Origin of the sequence: Curtobacterium flaccumfaciens pv. betae, assembly GCF_026241855.1 — a bacterium.
Classification (GTDB): Bacteria; Actinomycetota; Actinomycetes; order Actinomycetales; family Microbacteriaceae; genus Curtobacterium; species Curtobacterium flaccumfaciens.
Map to the genome: position 1 here is coordinate 2,960,934 of NZ_JAPJDC010000001.1, position 20,527 is coordinate 2,981,460.

The following is a 20,527-nucleotide window of genomic DNA, read 5'->3' on the forward strand; positions in this document are numbered from 1 at the left end:
GCAGACGGCAACAGTTGCTTGCGCGGATACCCCGCGTGTGCAACTATCGATGTCCCGCGTCTGCAACAACCAGCGTACGCGGCACAGCTGCACGACGGAAGGACATCCATGCCCGCGGGACTCATCGCCCTCGCACTCGGCGGATTCGGCATCGGCCTGACCGAGTTCGTCATCACCGGCCTGCTGCCCGAGGTGGCGGCCGACTACGGCGTCACCGAGACCACCGCTGGCTGGCTCGTCACCGGGTACGCCCTGGCGGTCATCGTCGGGGCCCTCGGGCTCACCGCCGCGACCACCCGGCTCCCCCGCAAGCCCGTCCTGCTCGGGCTGCTCGTGCTGTTCATCGTCGGCAACACCCTGTCCGCGATCGCCCCGACCTACGGCGCGATGATGACCGGCCGTGTCATCGCCGCCCTGTGCCACGGAGCGTTCTTCGGCATCGGCTCGGTCGTCGCCGCGAACATGGTCGAGCGGTCCAAGCGCGCCTCGGCCGTCGCCCTGATGTTCACCGGGCTCACCGCGTCGAACGTGCTCGGCGTGCCGTTCGGCACCTTCCTCGGCCAAGCCGCCGGCTGGCGTGCGACGTTCTGGGCGATCGCGGCCATCGGTGTCGTCGCCCTGATCGGCGTCCTCGTTCTCGTCCCCGCGGTCCGCTCCACCGAAGTCCCGTCGCTCGCCCGCGAACTCAGCGCCTTCCGGTCCGGGCAGGTCTGGCTGTCGCTCGGCATGACCGTGCTCGGCTACGGCGGGATGTTCGGCGCCTTCACCTACATCGCGTACACGCTGACCTCGGTGTCCGGGTTCCCGTCGTCGGCGGTGCCGTGGCTGCTCATCGTGTTCGGCATCGGGCTGTTCGTCGGCAACTTCGCCGGCGGCAAGCTCGCGGCCCGCTCGATCGACCGCACCTTGCTCGTGGTGCTCGTCGTCCTGACCGTGGTGCTCGCGGCGTTCGCCCTCGTCGCGACCTCGCCGGTGCTCACCGTGATCGCCCTCGTGTTGATGGGGGCGTTCGGGTTCGCGACCGTCCCGGCCCTGCAGACCCGGGTGATGCAGTACGCCGACCACGCGCCGACCCTGGCGAGCGGGGCGAACATCGCCGCGTTCAACCTCGGCAACGCGCTCGGGGCCTGGATCGGCGGCCTGACCATCGCCGCCGGGCTCGGGTACACGTCGCCGATCTGGGCGGGGTCGGGGATCACCCTGGCGGCCGTGGTGCTGACGCTCGTGGCGATGGGCGCGGTGCGTCGGGCGCGCGCGGGAGTGCGAACCACGACGACGGGGAGCATCGCGACGGTCTGACGCGAGCGCTTCGGGCGCCAGGAACGACGAAAGCCCGGTCCGATCGGACCGAGCTTTCGTGTGGTGCGGAGACGGAGGGATTTGAACCCTCGGTCCCCTCAAAGGGGACTCCACCTTAGCAGGGTGGTGCACTCGGCCGGACTATGCGACGTCTCCAAGCACTCTCGCGAGCGCTGCGACCACCATACAGGAGGACCGCGCCACTCTCGACCCGACGCACGCCCGCGCGTGGCACGACCCGTCATACTCGGTCCCCCGAAGTGGGGACACGTGGGGGTTGTCGGGGCGTACCCCACTGCATAGCATCATCGGGACGCGGCAATCACGTTCCGGGGCTCGTCCCCGTCGTCGCGACACAGCACCCGACGTCGTTCCCCGTGCGGGCCCGGCGCGCCCGATCGCGTGGCGCCCGGCGGGGAGCGACTCCCCTGGGGGCGCGGCCCACCACCGCGCCCCCGTTTCTGCGTTCGGCGGCGGGCACGTACCGAGCCGAGACTCGTCCCCGTGGACAGTTCGCCGGTGCTGCAGGCCGCAAAGAGTCCGCTCAGCCGAGACTCGGGGACGGCAAGCAACCGACCGACCGCGCCGCGCCTCAGTACCCGAACGCCTTGGAGCAGGTCTGCTGGTCGGCGGACTGCCCCTCGAGTCCGTCGATGGTCTCGGGCGTCGCCGAGGGGGTGCGCGGGGCAGCGGACGACGGCGCCGCCGGGGTCGCCGGCGTGGCAGGCTCCGGCGCAGCGGCCGGCGACGAGGGTGCCGCGGTCGGCTGCGTCGGACTCGTCTCGGACCCGATGCCCGTGCTGTCCGCCCCGAGGGAGAACGACTGATCGGCCTTGATCTTCGCGAACAGCCGGTCGGCCAGGTACGTCGTGGGCTCGACCTTGCCCTCGTAGACACCGGTGCCGCCCGTGGTGCCCGGGTACTGCACGAAGTTCACCTGCGCCAGCGGCAGGTCCCGCAGCGCCAGGCCCATCTGCACCATCGTCCCGATGTCGTTCAGGCTCTGGGACAGCTGCATGTTCGACGCCGCCGCCCGGGCCAGCTTGTACAGGCGGGCCGGCGAACCGAGGGTGTCGTTCGACTTCACGGTGCGGAGCAGCGACGACAGGAACACCTGTTGGCTCGAGATCCGGCCGAGGTCCGACCCGTCGCCGACCCCGTGCCGGGTGCGCAGGAAGGCCAGGGCCTCGTCGCCCTGCAGGGTCGAGGTGCCGGCGGGCAGGTTCAGCCCGGTGTACGAGTCGGTGATCGGCTGGGCGACGCAGACGGGCACGCCGCCGATCGCGTTCGACATCTCGATGACACCCTTGAAGGACACCGCCGCCGAGTACTGGATGTCGAGTCCGGTCAGCCCGGCGACCGTCTGCGTGACGCAGTTCAGGCCCCCCTCGCCGAACGAGGTGTTGATCGGCTGCGCGGCCATCGCCGGGGCCGTGCCCGTGCCGTCGGTCTTCTTGCAGGCCGGGATCGGCGTGACGAGGTCGCGCGGGATGCTCACCGCGGTCGCGTTGGTGTGGTCGGCCGAGACGTGCAGCAGGATGTTGACGTCGTTGAGGGTCGCGTCACGCTCCCCGAACGCCGCGCTCTGGTCGGGGTCGTTGTCGGTGCCGACGACGAGCATGTTGAACCCGCCCGTGAAGGCGCTGAGCGGCTTCGCACCGCCCTGCGCCTGCGGTGCGGGCTGGCCCTGGATCTCCACGCCGTCACCGAGGTCGTCCGTGACCTGCTTCGCCGCGATCGCCGTCACCGAGACCGAGCTCACCAGGGCCACTGCGACGACGGCGGACACCGTCTTGGCAGCGGTCGCGAGGGGGCTCGAGCGCCGCAGACGTCCGTGCCGTGCGATCCCGGGTGCTCGGTTCAAGCGGTGGGATCGATCGCGGACGTCGTTCACGGGCACTCCTGTCGTCGGTGGACACGCCGGGGACGGCAACCGGTCAAGGCTGCCACGACGTTGCCTGACGATCCAGTGCGAGGGGCACCGCCACCGCGCACTGCTCGGCGGCGGGACCTGCGGACCACGGCGGCGGACGCGGACCTGAGCGGATCCGCAGCCGCCGCCGGTTCAGGCCGACACGACCACCCGGAAGCGGTCCGGCAGCGCGATCAGGGCCGACGACAGGTCGAGGAGCGCCGCGGCGCAGTCGTCGAGGGCGTCTCGCTCCGCGGCGTCCGCGGCCCGTTCGACGATCTCGACCCGTCGTCGCCGGTCCACAACGGCGTCGATCCCGTTCGCCAGGGCGACGTCGTCGGTGAAGAACATGTCGAGCACGATGCGCTGCGACAGCAACCAGTCACCGCTGACCGACGACCCGCGCCGCCGCAGGTACCAGGCCCCGAGTTCGACGAAGGCACCGGCTTCGGTCCAGCACTCGCGCAGCCACGCCTTGTCAAACCGGTCGTGGTACCCGACGGAGTTCGACGGCGGATCGACGAGCAGGGCCTGGGCGATCCGCAGTCGCTCGATCATCTGGTCGACCGACCACTGCGCGATCACGACACCGACGTACCGCTGCACGCTGGCCAGCTGCAGGGACTCGAGGGTCACGAGGGCTTCGCGCACCGGTGTGCGCGACACCCGCATGTCCGATGCGAGGGTGTCGAGCCGCAGTCGCTGCCCACGGCGGTACTCCCCCCGCAGGACGTTGTCGAGCAGTCGCAGGAACACCGCGTCGCGCAGCAGACTGCGGCGCAGGCCGTGGGGATCGAGGCCGTCGGCCCCGGTTCGGGCGGGAGTGTGCTCCATCACCCCAGGTTCACGCACGGGCGGCACCCCCGAGGCGAGGGCGGTCGCTGCCGTGGATCGTGGTCGCCGGTGTCGTGCTGTGGAGGAGTGCCATGCACGCACAGTGACAGCGCTGCGACGGCGGCGCTAAACACTCTGAATACAGAATGTCAGACCGCCGCCGCCGGGTTCACCTCCGGTCGGACTTCGCGTCCCCGGTGAGCACCGAGAGTGGTTGGGTGACGTCCTCGAGCCCCTTCCGCGCGGCGTCGACCCCGAAGATCAGGGCCACCACGCCGCCGCCGATCATCACCGCGGATCCGAGCAAGTACCCCCAGAACAGCGGCTCCCGCGACGACCCGTCACCGATGAAGGCGCCGTAGATGGCCGGCGCGACCGCACCGAAGATCTGCGCCAGGGCGAAGAAGTACGAGATGGCCTGCGACCGCAGCTCGAGCGGGAAGATCTCACTGACGGTCAGGTAGGCGCTCGATGCCCCGGCCGAGGCGAAGAAGAACGAGACGCACCAGAACGCGACCTGCACCGTCGCCGAGATCGCGTCGGCCCGGAACAGGAACGCCGACGTGGCGAGCACGAGGCCGGACACCAGGTACGTCAGGAAGATCATCTGGCGACGACCCCAGGTGTCGAAGAAGCGCCCCAGGATGATCGGGCCGAGCAGGTTGCCGATCGCGAACGGGAAGAAGTAGACCGCCGTCTCCGCCGTCTTCAGGCCGAAGAAGTTCGTCAGGACCAGGGCGTAGGTGAAGAAGATCGCGTTGTACAGGAACGCCTGCGTGATCATCATCGTCGCGCCGACGAGCGTGCGGGTCGGGTACTGCTTCAGCAGCACGCGCGCGATGGCGAGGAACCCGACGCGGTCGGTCGGCGTGACGGTCATCGCCTTCGACTGGTCGACCTCCGGCAGGGGCTTGCCGGTCGCCTTCTCCACCGACTCCTCGATGCGGGAGACGGTGGCCTCGGCCTCTTCCTCGCGCCCGTGCGTCATCAGCCACCGGGGACTCTCCGGGATGTGCCGTCGCAGGAAGATGATCGCGATGCCGAGCACCGGGCCGAGGAAGAACCCGATGCGCCAGCCGATGTTCTCGGCGAAGTAGGACGTGTCGAGCAGGTAGATGTTGGCGAACGCGCCGAGTGCCGCACCGCCCCAGTACGTGCCGTTGATGGCGATGTCGACGTGCCCGCGGTACTTCGCCGGGATGAGTTCGTCGATCGCCGAGTTGATCGCCGCGTACTCACCGCCGATGCCCAACCCCGCGACGAACCGGAAGGCCGCCAGGAACCAGAAGTCCTGCGCGAGGCCTGCGATGCCCGAACCGACCAGGTAGATCGCGAGCGTCAGGATGAACAGCTTGCGGCGCCCCAACCGGTCGGACATGCGCCCGAACACCAGGGCACCGACGACCTGGCCGACCAGGTAGATCGTGCCGAGGGACGTCACCTGCTGCGTGGACAGGTTCAGGTCCGCCTGGAAGCCCGCGTTCGAGACGATCTGGATCTCGAGACCGTCGAGGATCCAGGACACGCCGAGTCCGACGACGACGCTCCAGTGGAACCGGGTCCACGGCAAGCGGTCCATCCTGGCGGGCACCAGGCTCTTGATGGTTGCGTTCGCGCTGCTCACGAGATGGGACCGTACGCCGAGATCGCCGATGTGGTTCAGATGCGGAACGAGCAACCGGGGGCGGAGCCGGATCCCCCTACTTCGAATCCGGCTCCGTCGCCGGGATCTCAATGATCGCAAGTGCGATGGAAACCCACAAGCGGACGGTCGGGAGGCCCGTGGCGGGCCCCGCCACGGGCCTCCCGTCCGACAAGGCGTAACGTCCAGAACGTGACCCGACCTGACATCCGCACGGTCGGCGAGCTCCGCACCTCTGGTCACGTCCAGAAGACGGTCCGCGCCGAGATCCGCGACAACCTGCTCACCGCCCTGCGCCAGGGCACCGATCCGTGGCCCGGCCTGCACGGCTTCGAGACCACCGTCATCCCCCAGCTCGAACGCGCCCTGATCGCCGGCCACGACGTGGTCCTGCTCGGCGAGCGCGGCCAGGGCAAGACCCGGATGCTCCGCACCCTGCAGGGCCTGCTCGACGAGTGGACACCGGTCATCACCGGCTCCGAGCTCGGCGAGCACCCGTACGAGCCGATCACCACCGCGAGCATCCGGCGTGCCGACGACCTCGGCGACGCCCTGCCGATCAGCTGGCGGCACCGCGACGACCGCTACGTCGAGAAGCTCGCGACACCGGACACGAGCGTCGCCGACCTGATCGGCGACGTCGACCCGATGAAGGTCGCCGAGGGCCGCAGCCTGGGCGACCCGGAGACCATCCACTTCGGGCTCGTCCCCCGCGGGCACCGTGGCATCGTCGCGATCAACGAACTGCCCGACCTGGCCGAACGCATCCAGGTCGCGATGCTCAACGTGATGGAGGAGCGCGACGTCCAGATCCGCGGCTACGTGCTGCGTCTGCCGCTCGACGTGCTCGTCGTGGCGAGTGCGAACCCCGAGGACTACACGAACCGCGGGCGGATCATCACACCGCTGAAGGACCGCTTCGGCGCCGAGATCCGCACGCACTACCCGATCGAGCTCGACGACGAGATCGCCGTCATCCGGCAGGAGGCCCAGCTGACGGCCGAGGTCCCCGACGCCCTGATCGAGATCCTGGCCCGGTTCACCCGGGCACTGCGTGGTTCGAGCGCCGTCGACCAGCGCAGCGGTGTGAGCGCCCGGTTCGCGATCGCCGGTGCCGAGACGGTGTCCGCCGCCGCGGTGCACCGCGCAGCACGCCAGGGCGAGGACGAGGCGGTCGCGCGGCCGATCGACCTCGAGACCGCGGTGGACGTCCTCGGCGGCAAGATCGAGTTCGAGAACGGCGAAGAGGACCGGGCCGACGAGGTCCTCGAGCACCTGCTCCGCACCGCGACCGCCGAGACCGTGCGCTCCCGGTTCAAGGGTCTCGACTTCGCGGTGCTCGTGGACGCGCTCGACGGCGGAACGATGGTGACCACGGGCGAGCAGGTCAGCGCCCGGGCGTTCCTCGAAGGCCTGCCGTCGATCGGCGAGTCCGACCTGTACGACCAGGTGTGCGACCGGATGGGTGCCACGAACGACGGCGAACGCGCCGGCGCGATCGAGCTCGCACTCGAGGGCCTGTTCCTGGCCCGGCGCATCAGCAAGGAGTCCGGCGGGGGCGAAGCCGTCTATGGCTAGGCAGAACCGGCGCCTGACGCGCGACACCCGGTACGGCCGGTACACCGACGGACCCGACCCGCTCGCCGCCCCGGTCGACCTGGCCGAGGCGCTCGACGCCATCGGGCAGGACGTGATGGGCGGCACGTCGCCCGAGCGCGCGATGCGGGAGTTCCTGCGACGCGGCGGCCGGACGCAGCGCGGCCTCGACGACCTGGCCCGACGGGTGGCCGAGCGCCGCCGTGAGCTGACGAGCAAGAACAACCTCGACGGCACCCTGCAGCAGGTGCGCGAGCTCCTGGACCAGGCGCTGCTCGCCGAGCGCGGGGAGCTCGCCCGCAACGTCGACCTCGACGACGGCGACCGGGCCCTGGCCGAACTGCAGCTCGACAGCCTGTCGCCCTCTCCCGCCGCCGCGGTGCAGGAACTCGGCGACTACGACTGGACGAGCCCGACCGCGCGCCAGAAGTACGACGAGATCAAGGACCTGCTCGGCCGCGAGGTGCTCGACCAGCGCTTCGCCGGCATGAAGCAGGCGCTCGAGGGTGCCACCGACCAGGACCGGACCGCGGTCAGCGCGATGATGCAGGACCTCAACGCCCTGCTCGAGGCGCACGCCCGCGGCGAGGACACCCGGCAGCAGTTCGACGACTTCATGGACCAGCACGGGGAGTACTTCCCGTCGAACCCGGCGAACGTCGACGAGCTGCTCGACGACCTGTCAGCCCGCGCGGCCGCGGCACAGCGCATGCGGAACTCGATGACCCAGGAGCAGCGGGACGAACTCGACGCCCTCGCCCAGCAGGCCTTCGGCTCCCCCGACCTCATGGGGCAGTTGTCCCAGCTCGACGACACCCTGCGCGCGCTGCGTCCCGGCGAGGACTGGGGCGGATCCGAGCGCATGGAGGGCGAACAGGGCCTCGGGCTGGGCGACGGCACCGGGGTGTTCCAGGACATCGCGGACCTCGACGCCCTCGCCGACCAGCTCGCCCAGTCCGGGCCGGGCTCGGAGCTCGACGACCTGGACCTCGACGCGCTGTCCCGGCAGCTCGGCGACGAGGCGGCCGTCGACGCGAAGACCCTGCAGCGCCTCGAGCAGGCGCTCCGGAACTCCGGGGCGATGCGCCGCGGTGCCGACGGGCAGCTCCGGCTCACCCCGAAGGCGATGCGGCAGCTCGGCAAGAGCCTGCTCAAGGACGTCGCCCAGCGGATGTCCGGTCGCCAGGGCGCGCGGGACCTCCGTCGCTCGGGCGCCGCGGGCGAACCCTCGGGAGCGTCGCGGCAGTGGGCGTTCGGCGACACCGAGCCGTGGGACATCCCCCGCACGATCACGAACGCCGTGGTGCGGACGGCGGCCAGCGGTCGACAGGGTGCCGGCGTGCACCTGAGCATCGAGGACGTCGAGGTGCAGGAGACCGAGGCACGCACCCAGGCCTGCGTCGCGCTGCTCGTCGACACGTCGTTCTCGATGGCGATGGAGGACCGCTGGGTGCCGATGAAGCGCACCGCCCTCGCGCTGCACACCCTGGTGTCGACCCGGTTCCGCGGCGACGACCTGCAGCTCATCGCCTTCGGTCGCGAGGCCGAGGTGATGGACGTCGAACAGCTCGTCGGTCTCGACGCGATGTGGGACAAGGGCACGAACCTGCACCACGCCCTGCTGCTCGCCAACCGGCACTTCCGCAAGCACCCCACGGCCCAACCGGTGCTCCTCATCGTCACCGACGGCGAGCCGACGTCGCACCTCGAGCCGAACGGGCAGGTCTGGTTCGACTACCCACCCGACCCGGTGACGATCGCGCTGACCGTGCGGGAGCTCGAGAACGCCGGACGCCTCGGCGCCCAGACGACGTTCTTCCGGCTCGGTGAGGACCCGGGGCTCGCCCGGTTCATCGACGCGATGGCGAAGCGGGTGGACGGCAGCGTCGTGGCACCGGAGAACGACGACCTCGGGGTCGCCGTGGTCGGCTCGTACCTCGGCTCGCGTCGCGGGGCCGGTGGCGCGCTCTTCCGCGACGACTGGGGGCTCTGAAGCCCACACGAAACGGACTGGAGGCCCGTGGCGAGACCGCCACGGGCCTCCAGTCCGTTGTCGGGTGCGTCTAGAACAGTGGCCAGGGCACGGCGGGGCCGTGACCGGGTGGCGGCGGGAAGATCCCGACGGCGCGCAGGGCCCCGCAGCGCGCCCGGAGCGTGTCGATCTCCTCGTCCGTCAGGTGCTCGGCGAGCTCGTCGCCGAGACCACCGCGCAGGGCTTCGGACACGCGGTCGAGGCCCTCGAGCTCGTCCGGACCGAGGGGCTCCCCGATCCAGCCCCACAGGACCGTCCGGAGCTTGTGCTCGACGTGGAAGGTGAGCCCGTGGTCGACGCCGAAGCGGTGGCCGTCGGGCATCGCCAGCACGTGCCCGCCCTTGCGGTCGGCGTTGTTCACGACGACGTCGAAGACGGCCATCCGGCGCAGGGCCTCGGAGTCCTCGTGCACGAGCGTGACGGGCTGGTCGTGTTCGTCGATGGCCTCGAGCACGGGCAGCCAGGGCGAATCCGCTGCCTCGGCGAGCTCCGGCGTCACCAGGTCGACGGCGTCCTGCTCGGGGTCGACGTCCTGCCAGCGCTGCACCATGCCGGGCCCGAACGGACCGTCCCCCATCCACGTGGGCGGCACGACCCCCCAGCCGAACGCCTCGGAGACCAGGTGCGCGGCGATCTCGCGGCCGGCGAGCGTGCCGTCCGGGAAGTCCCACAGCGGGCGCTCGCCCTCGATGGGCTTGTAGACGACGGTCGCACCGTCGAGTTCGGCGAGGAAGGTGGCGTTGGACGCTTCGCGGATGCGCGCCCGGACGGAGAGCGAGCCGTCGCTCATGCGTCGCCGGGCGGACGACCGGCGGCGACGACCTCGCGCGTGCGCTCGACGAAGGCCCGGGCGGTGCCGACCGGGATCTTCACCTGGAACAGCTCGGCGGGCTCGGGGATCTCGACGACGGCCTCGATCTCGATGCCGTCCTCGCTCTCCTCGGACACGATCTCGACCTCGTCGTCGATCGGGTACGCCTCGATGACGACCTGCGCGGTGGCCGGGTCGAAGCCCAGGCTCAGGGCTCCGGCGCGGAACTCGGCCTCGACGGGCTGGTCGAGCGGCTCCGGGTCGCGGAGCTCGGCAGGCACCGACGGCGGCACGCTGAAGCGGTTGTCGTCGACGGTCGCGACCTCGTCGAGGAGCTCGTCGATCTTGTCGGCGAGCACGGCGGTCTGCTCCTTCTCGAGCGCGACGCTGGTGACGCGCCGACCGGAGCGGGCCTGGATGTAGAAGGCGCGCTCACCCGGACGGCCGATGGTGCCGACGACGAGGCGGTCCGGCCAGTCGAAGCCGTGGACGATGGTGGGCATACCCGCATTGTAGGAGCGCTCGGCTCCGGCCGTTCAGGGTCGGGCAGGACCCGCGGGCGCGTCGGGTGCCGGGTTGCCCGCGCCGCCGCCGACCGCGGCGTCCCCGCTGGGTGCCGGGGCGGTGCGCAGCCAGGACAGGTCACCGGACTCGGTGTTCGTCGCGACGACCTCGGGGCGGTGCTCGCCGTAGCGCACGACGGACACCGAGGCCGGGCCGACGCCGATGCGCTGGAACAGGTCCAGGTGCATGCCGAACGCGTCGGCGAGGACGCTCTTGATGATGTCGCCGTGGCTCACCGCGACCCAGACGGCACCGGGTCCGTGCTCCGCCTCGACCTCGGCGTCGATGCGACGAACGGCCGCGACGGCCCGGGACTGCATCGTCTGCATGGACTCACCACCGGGGAACACGACGGCGCTCGGGTTCGCCTGCACCGTGCGCCAGAGGGGCTCCTTCGCCAGGTCGGCGAGCCTCCGGCCCTGCCACTCCCCGTAGTCGGCCTCGGTGATGGCCCGCTCGATCAGCGAGGCGGGTGGCCCGGCCGGCCGGTCGGTCTGTCTGTCCAGGATCGCGCGGGCGGTCTGCCGGCAGCGCTCGAGCGGACTCGACACCACGGCGACGACGGGCACCGCGGCGATGCGCTCCGCGGTCCGCTCGGCCTGGGTGCGGCCGACGGCGTCGAGTCGCACGCCCGCGGTGCGTCCGGCCAGGACGCCGGTGGCGTTCGCGGTGGTGCGTCCGTGACGGACGAGGAGGACGGTCGCCATGCGCCCGATCCTAGGCGCGGGACGCGGTCGCCCTTGACGGGCCGCCCGGGGACCGATCAGATGGGGGCATGGCCGGGCGGCATCGACTCGCACTCTTCGCCACGTCGACGGTGACCGGGTTCGGGATCGCGACGTGGATCACCCGGACGCCCGCGATCCGCGACGAGCTCGGTGCCTCGATCGAGGCGATGGGCCTCGTCCTGCTCGGGCTGTCGATCGGGTCGATGATCGGGATCCTCGGCGCCGGAGCCCTGGTGCGGCGGCTCGGCAACCGCCCGCTCATCCTGCTCGGGGGCGCGCTGCCCGTCGTCGGCATGGTGCTCGTCGCGCTGCTCGCCCCGGCGCAGGTCGCCGCCGGGGTCTGGGTCGGGCTGTTCCTGATCGGCTTCGGGGCGGGAGTCGCCGAGATCGGGCTGAACGTCGAGGCCGCCGCGGTCGAACGGCAGATCGGGCGACCGGTCGTGCCGGTGCTGCACGCCTGCTTCAGCCTCGGCAGCGTGGTCGGTGGGGTCGTCGGCATCGCCATGACGGCGGCGGGGACCCCGGTCCGGGTGCACCTGCTCGTCGGCGCCGCGGTGATGGCCGCGCTGGCGGTGTTCGCTGCGCTGAACCTGCGGCCGGTGCCCCGTGAGACACCGACCGATGCGCCTGCCGTTGCCCGCGGCACCCGTCGGGGAGCCCGCCGCTCCGTCCTCACCGTGCAGCTCGCCATGATCGCCGTGATCACCCTGGCGATGGCCTTCGCCGAGGGTGCCGCGAGCGACTGGCTCCCGCTGCTGATGACCACCGACCACGACGCCCCCGAGTCCGTCGGGTCCCTCGTGTTCACCGGGTTCGCCCTCGCCATGCTCATCGGTCGTGCGGCCGGCACCCCGCTCGTCGCCCGGTTCGGTCGCGCCCCGGTCGTCCGGGTCTGTGCCGCGGTCGGTGCGGTGGGGGTCCTGCTCGTCGTGCTGTCACCGAGTCCGGTCGTCACCGCGGCGGCCGCCGGCGTCTGGGGGCTCGGCATCGCCCTCGGGTTCCCGCTGTCGATCTCCGCCGCGGGCGACCACCCCACCGACGGCGACCGCCGGGTGTCGGTGGTGGCCACGGCCGGGTACATCGCGTTCCTGGTGGGGCCGCCGCTGCTCGGCTTCGTCGGGGAGCACCTCGGCCTGCAGACGGCGATGCTCGTGCCCCTGGTCCTGCTGGTCGCGGCGTTCGTGGTCGCCCCGGCGACGCGGGGACGGGACACCGGGCGGACGATCGAGCCGGCGGAACCGGCGCGTCGGCCGTCCGGTCGGTAGCGTCTCGGGCATGCCGTTCTTCCGCGACGCTCCACGCCCGATCACCCCAGCCGCTCCGTCCAGGGTCCAGGCCGCGTGGTCCGACTCCGCCGGGCACTTCGCGACCCGGTGCCTGCAGCTCATCATCGTCGTGGTGGTCGTCGCCGGCGTCGTCTGGGCGAGCAACATCCTGAGCGTCGTCACGATCCCGGTGCTCCTCGCGCTCATCATCGCGTCGGCCATGCACCCGGTGGTGTCGTGGCTCCGCAAGCACCGGGTGCCGTCCGTGCTGGCCACCCTCGCGGTGCTCATCGGCGTCCTCGCGATCCTGGGGCTGATCGGCTGGCTCATCGTCGTCGCCGTCGAGAACCAGTGGGCGCAGCTGCAGAAGTCGGCAGTCGACGGGTTCCAGCAACTGCAGGAGTTCGCGAAGAACCTGCCGTTCTCGATCTCGGACAAGCAGATCGACGACGCGGTCGCGTCGGCGTCCGACTTCGTCACGAGCGCGCAGTTCGGCTCCGGTGCCCTCGCCGGAGCCTCGGCGACCGCGAACTTCCTGACCGGGCTCGTCCTGATGATCGTCGTGCTGTTCTTCTTCCTGAAGGACGGCCCGAGCATCTGGGAGTTCCTGCTCCGCCCCTTCACCGGTGAGCGCTACGCCCGAGCACGTCGCGTCGGCGACCGGGTCGTCTCCACCCTCGGCGGGTACGTCCGCGGCACCGCCACGGTCGCGGCGGTCGACGCGATCGGCATCGGAGTCGGCATCGCCATCGTCGGCGTCCCGCTCGCCCTGCCGCTGGCCGTCATCGTCTTCATCACCGCGTTCATCCCGATCGTCGGTGCCACCGCCGCCGGCATCCTCGCCGCCCTGGTCGCGCTCGTGGCCCTCGGTCCGGTGCAGGCACTCATCGTGATCGGCATCGTGGTGCTGGTGAACCAGCTCGAGGGCAACCTGCTGCAGCCCGTCCTGATGGGGCGCACCCTCAAGCTGCACGGCCTCGTCATCCTGATCGGGCTGACCGCCGGCACCGTCCTCGCCGGCATCACCGGCGCGATCATCTCGGTGCCGCTGATCGCCGCCGCCTGGGGCGCGATCCTGGTGTGGGACGGCCCGAACACCCCGGCACGACCGTGGCGGAAGAAGCGCAACGAGGACGTCACCGCGCACGAGCTGCCGCAGGGCTGATCCGCAGCGCCGATCCGTGAGGCGCGTTGCGGACATCCGCTTCGCGCAGCGGCCTTCCACCCAGCAGGATGGAGGAGTGCTCGTCTCCATCGTCTACATGAGCCGTGCCGTCGTCCCCTTCGACGACCAGGCCATGGCGGTGCTGCTCGCGGAGTCACGGCTGCGCAACGAAGCGCTCGGGGTCTCCGGGCTCCTGCTCGCGAAGGGCGGCCGGTTCATGCAGCTGCTCGAGGGGCCGGCGTGGAGCGTGCAAGACCGGTACGACGTGATCGCGAAGGACCGCCGTCACGGTGAGGTGAAGTCACTCGTGCGCGAGGACATCGAGCGCCGACGGTTCGACGGCTGGTCGATGGCCTACCGCGCGCTCGACGACTCGGACATCCGGTCCGAAGCGGGCTTCAGTCCCTTCCTGTCGGGCACGATGGACTTCCCGCGCTCGTTCGACCGGACCAGTGCTGCCTGGCTGCTGAAGTGGTTCCGCGACCGCGAGCTGCACGACCTCTGACCCGCCGGCAGCGACGCACTCCGCCCGCGCCGTACCCAGCGGTTCAATCGGTGCCGAACGCGTCCTCGACGACGGCGAGCAGCCGGTCGCGGTGCTTCGGGTCCGCCGTCGCCGCGATCACCACGCGCCACATCGTCGCCACCGCCGGCATCAGGTCGGTGCGCCGCGTCCGGACGTCGGACACGAGCTGCACGCCGGTGAAGTAGGGCACCACCGTCGAGCCGAGCTGCTCCGCGGTCAGGTCCGTCCGGAGTTCCCCGCTCGCGATCGCCAACCGGAACACGTCGACGATCCCGCCGATCCACTGCTCGTAGAAGCTCAGCGTCGCGGTCTGGAACTCGCCACGCTCCAGCGACAGCCGGATGCCCGCCCGCACGATCGGGTCGGTCCGGAGCAGGTCGGCGATGCCGTGCGACGCTCCGATCAGGGCGGCGACCGGCGAGCTGTCGGTGTGGCTGACGACGTCGAAGGTGCGGGCGTTCTGCTCGCCGATGACGCCGAGCGCCAGGGCGAGCTTCGTCGGGAAGTGGAAGTGCAGCGTGCCCTGCGAGACGCCCGCCGTGCGGGCGATGCCCGCGATCGTCGCGCCGGCGAAGCCGACGCGGTCGAACTCCTCCGCCGCGGCCACCAGGATCTGCTCACGTCGTTCCACGGGACCAGTCTGTCGGTCTGGAGGGACGGTGCCAGCTGGCACCGCGCCTCCAGTCCGAGGGGTGGTGCGGCTCAGGCCGCGTGCCGGCCGAGCGTGATGCGCTCCTCGGGCAGGTCCTGCAGGTCGCGGCCACGGAACCAGCGGAGCAGCCAGTCGGCGGGCGTGCCCGCCACCCCGGTCGGCAGACCGGTGCGGTCGCTGAGGAAGGTGCTGAACCCGGGCTCGTCACGGAGCTCGTCCCCGGTCGGGCTGCCGAACGCCATCGCCCAGCCGTCGAACCGACGCGTGCTGATGGACTCACGCGACAGCGACTTCACGCCGGTGTGCCGCGGATCGCGCTCGATCGCGGCGAAGCGGTCCTCGACGCTCCAGACCGGACCCTCGAGCACCTGCATGAAGCGGCCGCCCTTGGCGAGCAGGAGCCCGGAGACGCCGAGCGCGTGGTTGCGGAGCCGCGCCTCGCGCAGCATGGCGACCAGCTGGTCGTCGGTCAGGTCGTCGACGGCGACGGACATGTAGACGAGGGAGGTGAGCGAAGTCATCTCCTGCAGTCTGGATCGTGGTCGGCGGCACGGTCAACGCGTCGTCCGCACACCGCACCGGAGGGTGCGGCATGCGGACGACGGGCGGGGTGTCGGGTGTCGGGTTTCGGGTTTCGGGTGTCGGGTTTCGATCAGGTGAGGGCGAGCAGGTTGTTGACCTGTTCGTTGACCCCGGTCAGCGTCGAGATCGGCTTGCCGTTCGCGTAGACGTCGTCGAAGGCGGGCTGCAGCAGGGCCTGCACGTCGGCGGGGTTCTTCGTGACCGGGAACAGGAACGTGGTGTCCTCCTCGACCTGCCGGGTGAACGCCGAGACGTCGAGCCCGCGCTTCCGGAACGACGCCACCGCGGCCTCGGTGCCCGCGGGACGAGCGGGGAACACGATCCCGCTCTCACCGACGATCCGCTGCGCCTCGTCGCTGCCCAGGAACGCCACCCACTTCGCCGCGGCCTCGGGGTCCTTCGCCTGCTTCGTGATCGAGTCGCCGAGCCCGTTGAACATCGACGCACGGTGGCCCGACGGGCCGATCGGGGTCGGGGCGACCGCGACGTCGAGGTCCTCCATGCCGAGGTACGAGCCGATCATCCACGAGCCGTTGAAGGACAGCGCGCACTTGCCGGCGCCGAGCTGGACCTCGGGCCCGGTCGTGGTCGAGAACACCCCGTACTTCGCCATGTAGCCCTTCTCGGCCAGCCGGTAGTACCAGGCGAGCGTGTCCTGCACGATCCGCTCGTCGTAGCGGAACTTGTCGCCCCAGGGGTTCTCGTTCGTGTAGAACCAGTCGACCGATCCGGTGAACGGCGACCACTGGGTCTGTCCGAAGCCGTCGCCGCCGGAGCCGTTCGACGAGATGCCGTAGACGGCGACGTCGTCCTTGTCGAAGCCGTCCTCGTCGCCGCGTCGGCCCTTCGAGTCCACCGTCAGCCGCGCGAGCATCCGCTCGAACGTGCCGCCGTCGTCCGGGTTCCACGCGAGCGACCCGAGTTCCTCGGCGGAGACCCCGGCCTTCGCCATCGCCTTCTTGTCGTAGAACATCGCGACGGTGTCCCAGTCCTTCGGGGAGCCGTAGCGGTGGCCGTCCTGGCCCTTCCACAGTTCGGCGAGCCCGGACTGGTAGTCGTCGTCACGGATGCCCTTCGTGGCGTCGAGTTCGTCGAGCTTGTAGAGCACATCGAGGTCGGCGTACTGCGGGAACTTCGTCAGGTGGTCGGTGAAGACGTCGGGCGCGGTGCCGGCGATGAAGCCCGCGGTGAGCTTGGTCCAGTAGTCGTTCCACCCGAGCTGGGTGATCTTCACGGTGATGTCCGGGTTCGCGCGGTGGAACGCGTCGGCGACGGCCTGGTACGCAGGCTGCTGGTTGGCGTCCCAGAGCCAGTAGCTCACGGTGCGCGCACCCGACCGGTTCGTCGTGCGGCGACCGGGCGACGAGCAGGCGGCGAGCGCGCCGAGGGCCAGTGCAGAGGCGCCGCCGGCGAAGAGCGTGCGGCGGGTCAGTTGGTTCGTCATGGTGTTCGTCCTGTCCGAGCGCCGGGTCACTTGATCCCGGAGAAGCCGATGGAGTTGACGATCCGCTTGGCGAAGACGCCGAACAGCAGGATCATCGGGAGCGCCGCCACCAGGGTCGCGGCCATGAGCCCGGCCCAGTCGGTGCCGGACTGCGGGGTCTGCGACTTGAAGACGCCGAGCGCGACGGTCAGCACCCGCGAGCTGTCGGTGTACGACACCATGAGCGGCCAGAAGTAGTCGTTCCAGCTCGTGATGTACGTCAGCACGGCGAGGGTGGCGATCGGGGCCGCCGCCATCGGGATGACGAGCCGGAAGAACACGCGGACCTTGCCGGCGCCGTCGATGAGCGCCGCCTCTTCGACCTCCTTCGAGATGCCGAGGAAGAACTGCCGCAGGAAGAACACTGCGAACGGGGTCATGAACATCGTCGGCAGGGCGATGCCGAGCAGGTTGTCGACGAGCCCGAGCTGCTTGATGAGCGTGAAGTTCGGCAGCAGCGTGAAGATCGCGGGGACCATCAGGCCGGCCAGGAACACCCCGAACACCTTGTCGCGACCGGGCCAGCGCAGCCGGGCGAAGGCGTAGGCGGCCGCTGCTGAGAAGAACACCTGGCCGACGGTGACGAGCGTCGAAACCAGGATCGAGTTGAGCAAGTACCGCCAGAAGTCCAGCGCGGCGCCGGACCCGCCCTGGGCCAACGCCTCTTCGGTGGACTGCAGGCCGAAGACCCGCTCGAACCCGCCCAGGCTGAACCCGACGGGCAGCAGCGAGGTGGGGTCGGAGTTGATCGCGGTGTTCGACGACAGCGCGGTGCGCAGGATCCAGTAGAACGGGAACAGGGTGACGACGATGACGAGGATCATCGCGACCCAGGCGAGCACGCGGCCGAGCGACGGGCGACGACGGTGGCCGGCCCCCATCCGCGGCGGGCGGGACGTGGTGACGGAACGGGTGAGTGTCGTGGTCATGGCGCTTCCGTTCAGTCCAGGTCGGACTCACCCGAGCGGGTGAGTCGGTACTGGATGATCGTGATGATGCTGAGGACGATGAGGAGCGCGACCGAGACCGCGGACGCGTAGCCGAACTGGAACCGGCCGAACGCCAGGTTGTAGATGTAGTTCTGCACGACGTTCGTGGCGTTCGCGGGGCCGCCCTGCGTGGTGACGGCGACGGTGTCGAACACCTGGAACGACCCGATCACGGTGATGATCAGCACCAGGGACAGGATCGGGCGGAGCAGCGGCACCGTGATGCGCCAGAACATCTTCCACTCGCTCGCACCGTCGATACGTCCGGCCTCGTACACGGTCTCGGGCAGCGACTGCAGGCCGGCGAAGATGAGCAGCGCCGTGTAGCCGACGTGCCGCCAGACGTTGATGAGCGCGATCGAGGGGATGCCCCAGACGTCGCTCTGCAGGAACGGGATGCGATCGAGCCCGAGTGCGGCGAGCATCTCGTTGCCGATGCCGAGCTGGGTGTCGAGGATCCAGAGCCAGACGAGGGCGGCGACGACGTTCGACACCAGGTACGGCGCGAGCACGATGCCGCGCACGAAGGTCGACTTGGTCAGGCGGTGCATCATCACGGCGATGAACAGGGCGACGACGGTCTGGATGACGATGTTGATGAGCACGTACTCGACGGTCACCACCATCGAGTGCCAGAAGATCGAGTCCTGCACCAGGCGGGCGTAGTTCTGCAGGCCGGTGAACTCGGGCTCGGTGAGCAGGTTGTACGAGGTGAAGCTCAGGTAGATGCCCCGCACGGTCGGCCAGGCGAGGAACACCGCGAACCCGACGGCTGCCGGGGCGATGAAGACGAGCGCGAGCCACAGGTCGTTCCTGGGGCGGCGCCGTGGTGCGGTGGTGCGGGCACGGGCGAGGTCGGCGGACCGACTCCTCCGTCTCGTGCTGGCGGTCGTCAAGGGTGACGACACAGGGCTCTCGGTTGCCATCGCGACTCCTTCGTCTGCGGTGGACTGACGTGCAGCAGTCCGTGAGCCGGGAATCTACACGTGGGGACCACTGCTGGCAAGCGTAAGATTCCGGGCTGTGGACGGGGGTTGTCACGTGTAGACAACGTGTGTCAGGATGGCGCTCGATCGCATCGGAGCGACCCGCTCGGCGACGCATCCCACACCCTGGAAAGGTCACTGATGATCTCTGTCGGAATGGTCGGCGCGGGCCAGTTCGCCCCCCAGTTCGCCAAGCTGTTCAAGCTCCACCCCGACGTCGACCGGGTCTACGTCACCGACCTCGTCGGCGAGCGCGCGTCCGAACTCGTCGAGACCCAGCACCTCGACGGCACGTTCCCGGACTTCGACGCCGTCCTCGCCTCGGACGTCGACGCCGTCGCGATCTTCACGCAGCGCTGGACCCACGGTCCGCTCGTGGTCAAGGCCCTGCGCGCCGGCAAGCACGTGTACTCCGCCGTGCCGATGGCGATCTCCGTCGACGAGATCCGCGACATCATCCAGGCGGTCCGCGAGACCGGCCTGACCTACATGATGGGCGAGACGAGCTACTACAACCCCGCGACGGTGTTCGCCCGCAAGCAGGTCGCCGCCGGTGCCTTCGGACGGGTGTTCTACGCCGAGGGTGACTACGTGCACGACATGGACCTCGGCTTCTACGCCGCGTACCAGTACAGCGGCGGCGACGAGTGGAAGCGCACCGCCAGCTACCCGCCCATGCTCTACCCGACGCACTCGGTCGGTGGGGTCCTCGGTGCCATCCCCGGGCACGCGGTCAGCGTCAGCTGCATCGGCGTGAAGGACGACCGCGGCGACGGCGTCTTCGACAAGGACGTCAGCCAGTTCGACAACGACTTCTCGAACGCCACCGCCCTGTTCGAGCTCGACAACGGCGGGGTCATGCGCATCAACGAGATGCGTCGCGTCGGCTACCCGTCGCACATCCGCGAGTCACGGTTCCGCTACTTCGGCACCGAGGCCAGCTTCGAGCAGCTCGCGAAGACCAGCGTCTGGCAGGACAAGGAGGACTCGTACGACATCAGCGACAAGATCGACACCCAGGCGACGATGTCCCTCGACGACCCGCGCCTGGCCGACGTCGACCCGTCCCTGCGCGACGCGTTCGTCTCCGGCTACGCCGAGGTGCACGACACCGACCGCCTGCCCGCCGAGTACGACGGTGTGCCGACCGGACACGAGGGCAGCCACCAGTTCCTCGCCGACGACTTCGTCCGCGCCGTCGTCGACCGGACCCTGCCGCCGGTGAACGCCTGGACCGCCGCACGCTTCACCCTGCCGGGCATCATCGCCCACCAGTCCGCGCTGCAGGGCGGCGCCCGCCTCGAGGTGCCGGACTTCGGTGACGCCCCGGAGACGACGAGCGCTGCGACGGCGAGCGCACCGACGACGGCAGGCAGCACGTCGTCGGCTACGATCGCGTCCGAGTAACACGTGTCGTTCGGGTGCCGGTCCGTCGTGGGCCGGCACCCGAACGACGCTCCC

Annotated in this window: 18 protein-coding genes and 1 tRNA gene; 7 read left to right on the plus strand and 12 right to left on the minus strand. The window is 70.3% G+C overall.

Annotated elements, in window-relative coordinates:
* The first annotated feature begins 108 nt into the window (after positions 1-108).
* Positions 109-1,299 (plus strand): MFS transporter, encoded by a 1,191-nt coding sequence (locus ORG17_RS13880; protein WP_214526769.1) that lies wholly within the window; start codon positions 109-111, stop codon positions 1,297-1,299.
* Between the two features lie 66 nt (positions 1,300-1,365).
* Here the strand turns inward: ORG17_RS13880 and ORG17_RS13885 are convergent.
* The 4 genes from ORG17_RS13885 to ORG17_RS13900 form a co-directional block, all read right to left on the minus strand.
* Positions 1,366-1,455 (minus strand) — tRNA-Ser (locus ORG17_RS13885).
* Positions 1,456-1,891: 436 nt separating this feature from the next.
* Positions 1,892-3,163 carry an LCP family protein gene (locus tag ORG17_RS13890; protein ID WP_250892299.1) on the minus strand — a complete coding sequence of 424 codons (1,272 nt, stop codon included), beginning with the start codon at positions 3,161-3,163 and terminating at the stop codon, positions 1,892-1,894.
* 201 nt (positions 3,164-3,364) lie between these two features.
* Positions 3,365-4,045, minus strand: a complete 681-nt coding sequence (locus tag ORG17_RS13895; RefSeq protein WP_214526767.1) for a GntR family transcriptional regulator — start codon at positions 4,043-4,045, stop codon at positions 3,365-3,367.
* A 169-nt stretch (positions 4,046-4,214) separates the two neighbouring features.
* Positions 4,215-5,669 (minus strand): MFS transporter, encoded by a 1,455-nt coding sequence (locus tag ORG17_RS13900; RefSeq protein WP_371836744.1) that lies wholly within the window; start codon positions 5,667-5,669, stop codon positions 4,215-4,217.
* 210 nt (positions 5,670-5,879) lie between these two features.
* Here ORG17_RS13900 and ORG17_RS13905 point away from each other — a divergent pair, with 210 nt between their 5' ends.
* Positions 5,880-7,265 (plus strand): MoxR family ATPase, encoded by a 1,386-nt coding sequence (locus ORG17_RS13905; protein ID WP_214526766.1) that lies wholly within the window; start codon positions 5,880-5,882, stop codon positions 7,263-7,265.
* Positions 7,258-9,276: a vWA domain-containing protein gene (locus ORG17_RS13910; RefSeq protein ID WP_214526765.1), complete on the plus strand. Its 2,019-nt coding sequence runs from the start codon at positions 7,258-7,260 to the stop codon at positions 9,274-9,276. Before ORG17_RS13905 ends, ORG17_RS13910 begins: the two co-directional genes overlap by 8 nt.
* A gap of 70 nt (positions 9,277-9,346) precedes the next feature.
* Here ORG17_RS13910 and ORG17_RS13915 read toward each other — a convergent pair whose 3' ends face one another.
* The 3 genes from ORG17_RS13915 to ORG17_RS13925 are packed head-to-tail and all read right to left on the minus strand — an operon-like array spanning position 9,347 to position 11,397.
* Positions 9,347-10,105 carry an SCO1664 family protein gene (locus ORG17_RS13915; protein WP_214526764.1) on the minus strand — a complete coding sequence of 253 codons (759 nt, stop codon included), beginning with the start codon at positions 10,103-10,105 and terminating at the stop codon, positions 9,347-9,349.
* Positions 10,102-10,629 carry a DUF3090 domain-containing protein gene (locus ORG17_RS13920; protein ID WP_027466105.1) on the minus strand — a complete coding sequence of 176 codons (528 nt, stop codon included), beginning with the start codon at positions 10,627-10,629 and terminating at the stop codon, positions 10,102-10,104. Before ORG17_RS13920 ends, ORG17_RS13915 begins: the two co-directional genes overlap by 4 nt.
* Positions 10,630-10,662: 33 nt before the next feature.
* Positions 10,663-11,397: an MSMEG_4193 family putative phosphomutase gene (locus tag ORG17_RS13925; protein ID WP_214526763.1), complete on the minus strand. Its 735-nt coding sequence runs from the start codon at positions 11,395-11,397 to the stop codon at positions 10,663-10,665.
* A gap of 68 nt (positions 11,398-11,465) precedes the next feature.
* On the opposite strand from ORG17_RS13925, the gene ORG17_RS13930 reads away from it, so the two are divergent.
* From ORG17_RS13930 to ORG17_RS13940, 3 genes are all read left to right on the plus strand, one after another.
* Positions 11,466-12,683 carry an MFS transporter gene (locus ORG17_RS13930; RefSeq protein ID WP_214526762.1) on the plus strand — a complete coding sequence of 406 codons (1,218 nt, stop codon included), beginning with the start codon at positions 11,466-11,468 and terminating at the stop codon, positions 12,681-12,683.
* Positions 12,684-12,693: 10 nt separating this feature from the next.
* The gene (locus ORG17_RS13935) at positions 12,694-13,848 is read left to right on the plus strand and encodes an AI-2E family transporter (protein WP_027466102.1); all 1,155 of its coding nucleotides are present in this window, start codon (positions 12,694-12,696) and stop codon (positions 13,846-13,848) included.
* A gap of 76 nt (positions 13,849-13,924) precedes the next feature.
* Complete coding sequence (locus ORG17_RS13940; protein WP_017888306.1) at positions 13,925-14,353, plus strand: BLUF domain-containing protein; 429 nt, start codon at positions 13,925-13,927, stop codon at positions 14,351-14,353.
* A gap of 43 nt (positions 14,354-14,396) precedes the next feature.
* Here the strand turns inward: ORG17_RS13940 and ORG17_RS13945 are convergent, their stop codons facing one another.
* From ORG17_RS13945 to ORG17_RS13965, 5 genes are all read right to left on the minus strand, one after another.
* Positions 14,397-15,005 (minus strand): ScbR family autoregulator-binding transcription factor, encoded by a 609-nt coding sequence (locus tag ORG17_RS13945; protein WP_051596848.1) that lies wholly within the window; start codon positions 15,003-15,005, stop codon positions 14,397-14,399.
* A gap of 71 nt (positions 15,006-15,076) precedes the next feature.
* Entirely contained in the window at positions 15,077-15,547 is a 471-nt protein-coding gene (locus ORG17_RS13950; RefSeq protein ID WP_051596847.1) for a BLUF domain-containing protein, read from the minus strand.
* Positions 15,548-15,678: 131 nt separating this feature from the next.
* Complete coding sequence (locus tag ORG17_RS13955; protein ID WP_214526761.1) at positions 15,679-17,052, minus strand: ABC transporter substrate-binding protein; 1,374 nt, start codon at positions 17,050-17,052, stop codon at positions 15,679-15,681.
* 26 nt (positions 17,053-17,078) lie between these two features.
* The gene (locus tag ORG17_RS13960; RefSeq protein WP_171907877.1) at positions 17,079-18,020 is read right to left on the minus strand and encodes a carbohydrate ABC transporter permease; all 942 of its coding nucleotides are present in this window, start codon (positions 18,018-18,020) and stop codon (positions 17,079-17,081) included.
* 11 nt (positions 18,021-18,031) lie between these two features.
* Positions 18,032-19,006: a carbohydrate ABC transporter permease gene (locus tag ORG17_RS13965; RefSeq protein ID WP_228516654.1), complete on the minus strand. Its 975-nt coding sequence runs from the start codon at positions 19,004-19,006 to the stop codon at positions 18,032-18,034.
* 201 nt (positions 19,007-19,207) lie between these two features.
* Here ORG17_RS13965 and ORG17_RS13970 point away from each other — a divergent pair, with 201 nt between their 5' ends.
* A complete protein-coding gene (locus ORG17_RS13970; RefSeq protein WP_372443721.1) occupies positions 19,208-20,473 on the plus strand; it encodes a Gfo/Idh/MocA family protein in 1,266 nt (421 codons plus the stop codon).
* Positions 20,474-20,527: the final 54 nt, after the last annotated feature.

Bases quoted from the DNA above. Each gene is read 5' to 3' on its own strand.
- ORG17_RS13965 (WP_228516654.1), bottom strand. From the start codon at position 19,006: ATGGCAACCGAGAGCCCTGTGTCGTCACCCTTGACGACCGCCAGCACG.
- ORG17_RS13930 (WP_214526762.1), top strand. From the start codon at position 11,466: ATGGCCGGGCGGCATCGACTCGCACTCTTCGCCACGTCGACGGTGACC.
- ORG17_RS13895 (WP_214526767.1), bottom strand. From the start codon at position 4,045: ATGGAGCACACTCCCGCCCGAACCGGGGCCGACGGCCTCGATCCCCAC.
- ORG17_RS13925 (WP_214526763.1), bottom strand. From the start codon at position 11,397: ATGGCGACCGTCCTCCTCGTCCGTCACGGACGCACCACCGCGAACGCC.
- ORG17_RS13920 (WP_027466105.1), bottom strand. From the start codon at position 10,629: ATGCCCACCATCGTCCACGGCTTCGACTGGCCGGACCGCCTCGTCGTC.
- ORG17_RS13960 (WP_171907877.1), bottom strand. From the start codon at position 18,020: ATGACCACGACACTCACCCGTTCCGTCACCACGTCCCGCCCGCCGCGG.
- ORG17_RS13915 (WP_214526764.1), bottom strand. From the start codon at position 10,105: ATGAGCGACGGCTCGCTCTCCGTCCGGGCGCGCATCCGCGAAGCGTCC.
- ORG17_RS13935 (WP_027466102.1), top strand. From the start codon at position 12,694: ATGCCGTTCTTCCGCGACGCTCCACGCCCGATCACCCCAGCCGCTCCG.
- ORG17_RS13910 (WP_214526765.1), top strand. From the start codon at position 7,258: ATGGCTAGGCAGAACCGGCGCCTGACGCGCGACACCCGGTACGGCCGG.
- ORG17_RS13955 (WP_214526761.1), bottom strand. From the start codon at position 17,052: ATGACGAACCAACTGACCCGCCGCACGCTCTTCGCCGGCGGCGCCTCT.
- ORG17_RS13950 (WP_051596847.1), bottom strand. From the start codon at position 15,547: ATGACTTCGCTCACCTCCCTCGTCTACATGTCCGTCGCCGTCGACGAC.
- ORG17_RS13970 (WP_372443721.1), top strand. From the start codon at position 19,208: ATGATCTCTGTCGGAATGGTCGGCGCGGGCCAGTTCGCCCCCCAGTTC.
- ORG17_RS13880 (WP_214526769.1), top strand. From the start codon at position 109: ATGCCCGCGGGACTCATCGCCCTCGCACTCGGCGGATTCGGCATCGGC.